Raw genomic sequence first — 8,719 nt, forward strand, 5'->3', positions numbered from 1 at the left:
TGGCTAATTGTTTGATGATTTCTATGTTACGTAATTAACATATGCGGAGGAGATGGCCTTTTGCCATGAGCGTTCCAAAGGCCATCATTCAGTGTGAACAGATGTTGAGCATGACCATACTTGGAAAAAATGTTAGAGCATTTATTCGTAACGCCCGCATAAAATGCGGATAATGCTTGGCTAAAATTAGCGAAGAATGAGCGCCAGCCAAGCGTTTGACGTCATTTTTGATGCGCTTGTTAGGTATTCTTGTACGCCATAATTTGTTTTTTTATGTCTTGAAACGATTGTTCACCAACTTCTCTTTTAGGAATTATGTGCGCAGTTACGGGCGTGTTATATATAAACACATGGTCATCATTATATATAACTCTTGTTAAAGACTCCCAAGTATTGAAGCTTTCAGAATTAGCCGTTTTTTCTTTTACGCCCTCAGGAGATAAAGAAATAATGTGTTCACAAAACACCTCTTTTTGTTCTATTTCTTTAGCCATTTTCTTAGGGTAATTTTTGTAGCAAAAATATGACCAAATAGAAGAAAAGAGAGCTCCGCCAATACCGCCACCATAAAACGCTGGTTTATCCATCAAAAATGCAAATAATGAGCATACTGTAAGTATGAGCAAAGGCATATAGTAAATGCTCCATGCTTTCTTTTTAGCCCATTGCTTATTATTAGAGATTGCATCTTCACTTAGAGCTAACAGATCATCTAAGTTATTTTTATATGAAATTTGCACCTAACGTCCTTGAATATCTAACGCCGCAAATAAACGGCAAAAATTAGTTGGCTAAAATTTGTGAGGTACGAACAAAGCCAACTGATTTTTGTCCGCCCTTTTTAATTTGCTTTGTTAAATAACACATTAAAAGCCAATTACATTTTTAAATTTATAAGCCAACAAACAGATAATACCAACAACTAGAAAATGTAACCTGTAACTTATTAGAGAAAATGATTTACTAGCTTCAATTTTTAGATAGCTTTCTTCTGAGCTCTGTTTTAGGAAATCAACTGGTAAGAAGTCAGCAATAAACACCAGTGCACCTGCAACTGCTAGAGCTATACCGATTATTAGTAAGATTTTACTCATTTCTCCGATTCCCGAGTGTTATATTACGCGGAGCGCACCGGCGCACTTTAGTGCGCCCGAGTGACGCGAATTGTTATAAATTTTCTCGGACAAACTGCTCAACACCGAGATGCCGCCCCTTGCTTTGGTAGTGCCCATCTAAGGCGTAGGCCATCTTTTCTAGTGGAGCGTTGTCATACCGAAAATCTTGAATCTCTCGAATGTAACGCTCTATGAAACCTTGAGGCCCGAGCTCACGCCATTGCAGCACATGAACCAATTCATGGAAGTGCAGCCGAAGCTCGTTTGCAGCTTCTTTCTTTACGTAATAGGTATCATTGTAGGTAATACCTCCCACATCCATGTCGATGAAGTCTCCTAAACCTGCTTCCCGGAGTCCTGGAAAATCAGGCTTTGGGATTTCGTCGGTAACAACGAAAAACGCTGTCTTCAGAAATTCAGGCGAGTAGAAACCGTTGAAATGCTCTTCAAAGACGGAGCAAGACCGACGCACTTCCCTATGTGAGGAATTCACCTGATGTATCCATTCCTCAATTTCTTCGATAATTACTCCTCCTATTTATAACATTTTAGTATTTATGTCATCACCAACATAAAAGTTAGTGCAATATCAAATTATGGAGCAGAGCCAATATCATTAGGCGAATCACTATATCTGATAGCTCAAAAGTGACCTATAGAGGTGTTTGTTATGCATAGCCAAACTCCAAAAGAGCCATGAATGCAAAAAATGATAGAGCACTTCCAACCAAGTAAACCCTCGCTTGCTTGTAACTATTAGGATTGTCACTTTTATTGAGCATCTTCACCAAACCTGAGCCAAATGCTTGTAGGCTGCCTGTGGATATTTTCTGCTCTAGAACGATCATTCCTAGATTGGCAGCAAAGAACATAAACAGTATTAATAATGTTACCGTTGCAACAATTCCTGCCGTACTTTCAATATTTACCAAGTTGAATCCTTTATATGTATAACGCCTGCTTAACAAGCAATGTGTTGGCATGGCTTTTTGTGTTGTTTTCCAAAACCATGATAACTAATCATTTTCAGAGATAAGGCGTTTGTTATATTGCATTGCAAACGTTTCATAATCTCTCGATTTTAAGTGGGTAATATTAACTAGTACCAAGCGTTGAGAGCCATATGTAACTGCGAAACTTACAGCTACATCAGAGTTGGTATCTAAAACGACATCTGAACGTTTGAAACTAGTCTGTTCAAAATTACTGATTTTAGGAAGTACCAATGCTACTTCTTTTTCTTTAATAGTGAATGTCATTGATGCTTCTGTGACTGGCTCATTATTAGCGTTTTTAGAAGGATAAACTAATACGTTCCAGCTCTGGTCATTGCCAGCGGTTAGCCTGTGAATGCCGAATTCACTCGCTTGCTCAGGCGTAATTATTTTCTCGGAAATAAATACCACATCAGTAGTAGCAACTGAGCACCACGGTAGAATAAAAAATAATAAAGCTAAAAGTCTAATCATACTTCCCTGCAATATACTTAACGCCCACATTTTCGGCTGATTTGGAGCGCAGCAGAAAAGCAGTCCGACAACATGAGCTTGTTAGGCATTCTTGTACTCTTTCTTGGTTTTCCACCATATATAAGGCCCACCAATTAAAAATAGTACCAATATAAACGGCATAAGTAGGTTATCTGATTTCCACGTCTTTTCTGATTCGGCATAGGAACGGATTACATTTTGCTCTATCTTGACTTCAAATACATCGTGAAACTCTTTAGTTGTATATATTGGCTTCGTACTTTCTCTAGGTTCAAATAGAACCTCAACTCTTTTCCCTTTAGAGTTGAATAATGAGTCATAAACTATACTCTGGCCGTTAGATTTAGAAGGATAATTGAAATTATAATTATCATCTACAAATGCAAAGCGAATTCCGTAATCATACTCCTGCACCCAATCGATATACCCATCACGACTAACCAGCTCTTCTTTATAAGGGAAGCCACCGTTTTTTTGAGTTAGTTGAACATAGCTAATAGATATACCAAGAGCAACACAAACAGCAGCTAATATAAGATTTCTATAATATGTAAACTTGGACATGCCTGATTGCCTAACGCTATATTAACGGTTAAAAAATTGTGGGGTAAAATTGAGCGAAGCGAATAGTCCGCAAGTTTTTATCCCTGTTTAATTGCTTGTTAGCTCTCGTTTACTAACTTTGCCTCAACTAAAAATTCATAAAGCCCAGTAGTTATAAAGCGACCATAACTATTCTGAGTGTAACTTTCACCATCATAAACCCGATCTACAACGACAAAATACATTTCACCTCTTTTGGTAAGTGGAACCATCAGATTCAAACCTATGGTGTCGTTCTTTGTTTTAATTCTAATATATAGTTTGGTGTTTTTGGGTGGTCTCTTAGCGGTTGATGCTTGCTCCGCACTAGTAATAGCATTAATTAATAGTTCTTTTGATTGGGTGGAATTTAATGCTGAATTTGTCACATTAATATACTCAGAATTTATCGCTTCAATTGAGACAATATCTTCAAGAGTAAGACTACTAAATTTAGCTAGTTTATTTGATCCTTCTGAATTATCCCAAAAATAACCAATCCACCCATAAAAAATATAAGTGACAATTATAACAGCTAAAACATTCCTCAATAGTCAATCCTTACTTTAAAAGCTAACGCCCGTATAATGGGCGGATTAAGCTTGGCTAAAATTCGAAAGGCACAAGCGCAGCCATGCTTTTTGCGTCCTTACCATTATTAGCTTGTTATTTTACTATTACACCAATTATCAAAACGTTGCGCAAACTCTAAAGAAATATAGAAAAAGCCACCGACAATGAACGCAATTGGTACTGTCCATAATTCATGATTCCACTTCAAAGTGACACAAAGCCAAAATAAGCCAACTGTAGTAGCTCCTGCAATAGCATTCGTTACATGCGAACCTTTTGAGTGTTTAATAGGCAATGTAAACTTAGCAATTCCACGAGCTAATTCTCCAGAACCGATACAACCTATGAAATAACCGCTTAGTTCAAAGTTAACATTAAATTGCCAACCAAAAAGTGGGAATATTAGCCATAGGAATAAGAATCCAATTCCATAAGCTGCTGCAAAAACAAGAACAGTTAAAGCGGAATGTAACTCTTGTCTAGTTTGGCTATATAGGTATTTAATTAATGCTCCGAACATGTGATTGACTCAGACTCTCCGTAAAATATAACGCCCCAATCAGGGGCTGATAATAGTTTGCTAAAATTGTGTAGCGTAGCGGAACCGAGCAAACTGTTAGCAGTCCCATTACTGAATTGGCTTGTTATGTTTTCTTATACACATAGAACCTAAATATCATTGCTTGAGACAATGCCGTCAGAGCAAATAATATAGAATCCTGACTTTGAACAAAGTACAAAATTAAGCTTACTAAGATACTAACTACCACATAGACCTTGAAAGAAGCATTTGCATATTTACAAATTAACCAATGAACAGGGAAGCCAACACATAGCCACCCGACCAAAGATAGAATTAAATAGACACCCAGAAAAAGTAAACTTGATACAAATAAGCCAGCAATATCACTAGCGGTTGTGGATAGTGAACCCATAACAAGAGTTATTACAATTATTCCTAAGGCTACCCATGCCAAGCTTTTGATAATTGCGCTATCCCAGCTTCCTAAGTTCACCGCTCCTCCATGAAAATATAACGCCGTGCTAAACGGCACAAAATGCTTGGCTAAAGTTTGCTAGGAACGAGCACAACCAAGCTTTTTGTGCCCGCCATTTAAGCACTTTGTTATGTGCGTTTGTATGCATCTTCATGTGAGATGCCAAGATTTACTAATAAATCTTCAAAATAGCCAACATCTTCTAACTCACGATTTTCTTCATAAGCTAAGCACAAAATAATTCTCATCTTTGCTACTTCTGGGACAGATATGTTGTAACCATCGTTACTATCAACCCATGACCACAAATCCTCTTTTAACTGCTCAAGGTTAAGATTTATATGTTCAACCCAATAACCTTTTAGTTGTGAAAATGCACTTTTTGCCAAAGGGATTTCCGGCACACCAAGCTTCTCTACCCAAGAAATCATATGGGCTGCATACTTATAATTTTCGTTCAAGCTAGGAAACTCCCATGAGCACATAACATTTTAAATAGTGCGCAAATCACGCATATCTCTACCACACAACTGCTCATATTACTGAGTAAAGAGGAAAGTTGTAAATTCTGAATATAAAAACTATATCAAAAGAAAGTATTCAACGTCAGCTATTCACTCAAAGCTGCCCTTAGATCATTTAGGTTAACTCGTCTTGGAGCAAAAACGTTTTAGAATATTTATTTGGTAACGCCCTATCTGCTGAGCACATAACGCCTCAAGCAGAAGCAACTTTTAAGCTGGCTAAAATTAGGAGCGCAGCGACGGGAGCCAGCTTAAAATTGTCCTGTTGACTTGGCTTGTTATGTTTATTGATTAAAGTACTTTTTTAATTTCTTGTAACTAACTATACGTGAATCTATATAGCCTATTGTACCATTCCTAACTGGTACTGACTCAATTTTATAAAATTCACTCGGTAACTCTATAATCGTAGATAAGCGAGGATCCTTTGCTTCTAGACTGATAGTCAAATTTTCTCTGTTTCGACCATAAAGTTTCCAAAACGATCTACCTATTACTGATTGCTTATATTTGCCATCTTCAGTCTTTTTTAAAAATAAAAGGTGGTAACCATGAATATCATATAAGGCACTACTAACAGTGCTTAAATGCCAACTTACATTAATTTCATTAGAGCTTTGAGAGCCTTTTAATAAATCAACTATTATTACTTTTGTCGTCCCATGACCATCATCGACTACTTCAATATTCTTAATTTTTACTAAAGCAACTATTTCAGAACCATCAACTAAACTTTCCCAAGTTACAGGTCCAATTTTTGCGTATAAAGCGGCTGGATAAAATAAGAATAAGAATATAATTAACCTAGTAGACACTTCCCCCTCCATAGAAACATAACGCTTTGCTTAGGGGCAATTAACGGTTGGCTAAACTTGCGCGAAGCGCCAAGCCAACTGTTAATTGTCCCAGTGAGTTTACGAACGAACTTGAGCAACTTGTTAGACGTAATCATCGCCAAGGTACATTGCTTGACTGTTTAAAAAAAGTACCATCTGTTTGAGTAACCCAATCTAGGTAATAGTAAAACTCTGTATTTTCGAAGTTACCAAGCGCAAGCCAACGTTCACGAGTAAACAACGCTGTATGTGTATGCTTTACAACCTTCGTTATTTTCAAAGGCGAGTTTTCTGGAATGCTAATAACATGCTCGCCTGACTGGCACTTTTCGAATCCCCAGTTAATAACCAATTGATTGGTTAATTCACTATCCAGGTTATTACCACACACAAACAAAGGCTTCGTGGATGAAACAGAGCCCATACTTATATTTACGAAATCTTTGTTTGACACATCTTCTATGGAAGAACAAGCAGAAACAAAGAAAGCTAAAATTAAGGTGAATATTCTCATTACGTATAACGCTTAGCTAACAGGCAAAATTGAATAAGCTACAATTGAGCGAAGCGACGAGCTTATTTAATTTTGTCCTAGTTTAGCGACTTGTTTATAACACGATTTCACCGGATAAAACTTGTTTGAAACAAATCTCTTCATTTAAACCTTTGTTTTTATCAGGGTACCAACATTGATCCAGAGTTTTATAAGTATCAGCTAGAGGTAAAGGTTTAATGTTCTTCGCTTGTAGTTGACATTGTGCCTTATAAAAATAACGATAAGAAAGAATGTCATACTCCATTTGATCGGATATATCGATTTCATACACTTCTTTAGCTATTGCTTTAGTTTCATCGAGACTAAACCCAGCTTTTTCAAATGCGTCATGATGCACTAAGCCAAGCATTCTCCAATCACCTAACTCTTTATCTTTTTGAGTTTTATTTGTTTCCTTAAGTGCCCATTTAGTAGCAACCATAGGCCCTACAGTCTCAGCAATTAAGTCGCATTTAGAGTTTTTAGGTTGTACCTGCACTTTTGAAACATTTGATGTCGAATTACATCCAGCAACAGTGAATACAATCAGGGATAATATTAAATTACGCATCCGTTCCTCATAGTGTTATAACGCCTTACTAATGGGCGTAAAATGCTTGGCTAAAATTAGCGGCGAAGGAGCGCAAGCCAAGCGTTTTACGTCCTTTTGAGTAACTTGTTATATTCACGAAAACACCTTGTCGATGGACTCCCTGTCATAATCGAGTATTAAATGATTATGACTCTTATACAGAGAATCTAAAGGTTCTCTGCGATTTGAAACTACATCCATACCTCGGTCATCATAGAGGTTTAATACAAGTTGCTTTGTTCTGTTTATCAGATAACACTCCCCATTGAGATGAGGCCTTAAACTAGAAAAGTCAGTGTTAATTGCAGCTTTAAAAAGTTGCTCGGTGTTTATTTCAGTAGTTTTGATACCCGAAATAGTTGCTCTTTTCCAGCATTCACTTTTGTAATCTAAGTCTTCAGAATAGATTTCCCGATGATCGGATAGATCGATTTTGGCATTATCGAGTGAGTGCAACTGCTTGAAGATAAAACTGCGCTTCTTTATTTTTCTTCGTCCGTCAGAAAAAATTTGATACGCAATAGCAATGTTATCACTTGGCTCAAATACAGCGTGGAAGATACTCATTGCTCTTTCTAGTGCAACGCTAAAATACTCACTATTTAAAGACTTACTTTCATCCTTCCAAATTTCTAGATCGGATGGACCTATCTCAAATCTCAATCCAAAAGGACATTTATAAAACAACGATCGTTCTAATTTGATTTCAGGGTCATCCATTTACTCAGTACTTCCAAAGTGAATATAACGCCTTACTAATGGGCGCATAAATGCTTGGCTAAAATCAGCGACGAAGGAACACAAGCCAAGCGTTTTGTGTCCTTTTGAGTAACTTGTTAGTAGCCTTTTGCAAACTGCCAAAAGTCGCGGTTACCGTAAAGCACCCAACTTAAATTTTGAGGGACTAAATAAAAATAAAGAATTTCAGTAGACTCCTGAAAATTATTAAAGTCTGCCCAGTTTAAATTGAACTCGGCATTTAGCCTGTTAGTTTTCCCAGTTGCTTTATACATGCGCTCAAAAGACTCAAAAGCAAATACTTCATCACTATTCTTATACTCAGATGTCTCTGAAAATACTTTCAGAAAGAGCTCTTTTGACATCCAGCTCCCACTGACAGAGATTGGGTATTTTATCACTTCCCAATTAGGTGATTTAAGAGTCAGTTCCAGATCCCTGCTGACATCAATGATTGACTTTAAGTCGTCAAATTCCACCAAAGCCTCCGAGGCTACTAACGCCGCAAATTAACGGCTAAAAACAGTTGGCTAAAATTTGTGAGGTACGAACAAAGCCAACTATTTTTTGTCCGCACTTTTAATTTGCTTTGTTAGAAAGTCTGGATTCTATACTCAAGACTTTTATTTCTAAGTTGAAAAGTTACAACACGGCTATATTCGTCATAACTTACGATTTGATTCATAGTCTTACTTTTAAAATAGTCACCAATCTCACTAGCTAAAATATCTCTAGA

At 37.0% G+C, this 8,719-nt stretch carries 15 protein-coding genes; all 15 read right to left on the reverse strand.

Going from position 1 to position 8,719, the window contains the following annotated elements:
• Nucleotides 1–239: 239 nt before the first annotated feature.
• Nucleotides 240–740, reverse strand: a complete 501-nt coding sequence (locus AN394_RS15985; RefSeq protein ID WP_054563965.1) for a YcxB family protein — start codon at nt 738–740, stop codon at nt 240–242.
• A gap of 126 nt (nt 741–866) precedes the next feature.
• Complete coding sequence (locus AN394_RS15990) at nt 867–1,094, reverse strand: hypothetical protein (RefSeq protein ID WP_054563964.1); 228 nt, start codon at nt 1,092–1,094, stop codon at nt 867–869.
• A gap of 73 nt (nt 1,095–1,167) precedes the next feature.
• A complete protein-coding gene (locus AN394_RS15995) occupies nt 1,168–1,641 on the reverse strand; it encodes a hypothetical protein (RefSeq protein ID WP_054563963.1) in 474 nt (157 codons plus the stop codon).
• Nucleotides 1,642–1,783: 142 nt separating this feature from the next.
• Nucleotides 1,784–2,047 (reverse strand): hypothetical protein, encoded by a 264-nt coding sequence (locus AN394_RS16000; RefSeq protein ID WP_054563962.1) that lies wholly within the window; start codon nt 2,045–2,047, stop codon nt 1,784–1,786.
• Nucleotides 2,048–2,131: 84 nt separating this feature from the next.
• Nucleotides 2,132–2,584 (reverse strand): hypothetical protein, encoded by a 453-nt coding sequence (locus AN394_RS16005; protein WP_055021985.1) that lies wholly within the window; start codon nt 2,582–2,584, stop codon nt 2,132–2,134.
• Nucleotides 2,585–2,665: 81 nt separating this feature from the next.
• Nucleotides 2,666–3,169, reverse strand: coding sequence for a hypothetical protein (locus AN394_RS16010; protein ID WP_054563960.1), 504 nt, complete (start codon nt 3,167–3,169; stop codon nt 2,666–2,668).
• A gap of 98 nt (nt 3,170–3,267) precedes the next feature.
• Entirely contained in the window at nt 3,268–3,738 is a 471-nt protein-coding gene (locus AN394_RS16015; RefSeq protein WP_054563959.1) for a hypothetical protein, read from the reverse strand.
• Nucleotides 3,739–3,845: 107 nt separating this feature from the next.
• Nucleotides 3,846–4,280, reverse strand: a complete 435-nt coding sequence (locus tag AN394_RS16020; RefSeq protein WP_054563958.1) for a hypothetical protein — start codon at nt 4,278–4,280, stop codon at nt 3,846–3,848.
• 124 nt (nt 4,281–4,404) lie between these two features.
• Complete coding sequence (locus AN394_RS16025) at nt 4,405–4,776, reverse strand: hypothetical protein (protein WP_054563957.1); 372 nt, start codon at nt 4,774–4,776, stop codon at nt 4,405–4,407.
• 110 nt (nt 4,777–4,886) lie between these two features.
• Complete coding sequence (locus AN394_RS16030; protein WP_152966997.1) at nt 4,887–5,219, reverse strand: hypothetical protein; 333 nt, start codon at nt 5,217–5,219, stop codon at nt 4,887–4,889.
• A gap of 347 nt (nt 5,220–5,566) precedes the next feature.
• Complete coding sequence (locus AN394_RS16035; protein ID WP_152966996.1) at nt 5,567–6,097, reverse strand: hypothetical protein; 531 nt, start codon at nt 6,095–6,097, stop codon at nt 5,567–5,569.
• Nucleotides 6,098–6,230: 133 nt separating this feature from the next.
• The gene (locus AN394_RS16040; RefSeq protein ID WP_152968945.1) at nt 6,231–6,632 is read right to left on the reverse strand and encodes a hypothetical protein; all 402 of its coding nucleotides are present in this window, start codon (nt 6,630–6,632) and stop codon (nt 6,231–6,233) included.
• 94 nt (nt 6,633–6,726) lie between these two features.
• A complete protein-coding gene (locus AN394_RS16045) occupies nt 6,727–7,224 on the reverse strand; it encodes a hypothetical protein (RefSeq protein ID WP_054563953.1) in 498 nt (165 codons plus the stop codon).
• Between the two features lie 114 nt (nt 7,225–7,338).
• Complete coding sequence (locus AN394_RS16050; RefSeq protein WP_054563952.1) at nt 7,339–7,965, reverse strand: DUF3885 domain-containing protein; 627 nt, start codon at nt 7,963–7,965, stop codon at nt 7,339–7,341.
• Nucleotides 7,966–8,081: 116 nt separating this feature from the next.
• A complete protein-coding gene (locus AN394_RS16055) occupies nt 8,082–8,462 on the reverse strand; it encodes a hypothetical protein (RefSeq protein ID WP_054563951.1) in 381 nt (126 codons plus the stop codon).
• Nucleotides 8,463–8,719: the final 257 nt, after the last annotated feature.

The sequence above is a fragment of the Pseudoalteromonas sp. P1-26 genome, assembly GCF_001401795.1.
In the GTDB taxonomy this organism is placed as follows: domain Bacteria; phylum Pseudomonadota; class Gammaproteobacteria; order Enterobacterales; family Alteromonadaceae; genus Pseudoalteromonas.

Excerpts from the sequence above, each read along its gene's own strand:
- AN394_RS16045 (WP_054563953.1), bottom strand. The coding sequence starts at position 7,224 with ATGCGTAATTTAATATTATCCCTGATTGTATTCACTGTTGCTGGATGT.
- AN394_RS15990 (WP_054563964.1), bottom strand. The coding sequence starts at position 1,094 with ATGAGTAAAATCTTACTAATAATCGGTATAGCTCTAGCAGTTGCAGGT.
- AN394_RS16020 (WP_054563958.1), bottom strand. The coding sequence starts at position 4,280 with ATGTTCGGAGCATTAATTAAATACCTATATAGCCAAACTAGACAAGAG.
- AN394_RS16010 (WP_054563960.1), bottom strand. The coding sequence starts at position 3,169 with ATGTCCAAGTTTACATATTATAGAAATCTTATATTAGCTGCTGTTTGT.
- AN394_RS16040 (WP_152968945.1), bottom strand. The coding sequence starts at position 6,632 with ATGAGAATATTCACCTTAATTTTAGCTTTCTTTGTTTCTGCTTGTTCT.
- AN394_RS16005 (WP_055021985.1), bottom strand. The coding sequence starts at position 2,584 with ATGATTAGACTTTTAGCTTTATTATTTTTTATTCTACCGTGGTGCTCA.
- AN394_RS16050 (WP_054563952.1), bottom strand. The coding sequence starts at position 7,965 with ATGGATGACCCTGAAATCAAATTAGAACGATCGTTGTTTTATAAATGT.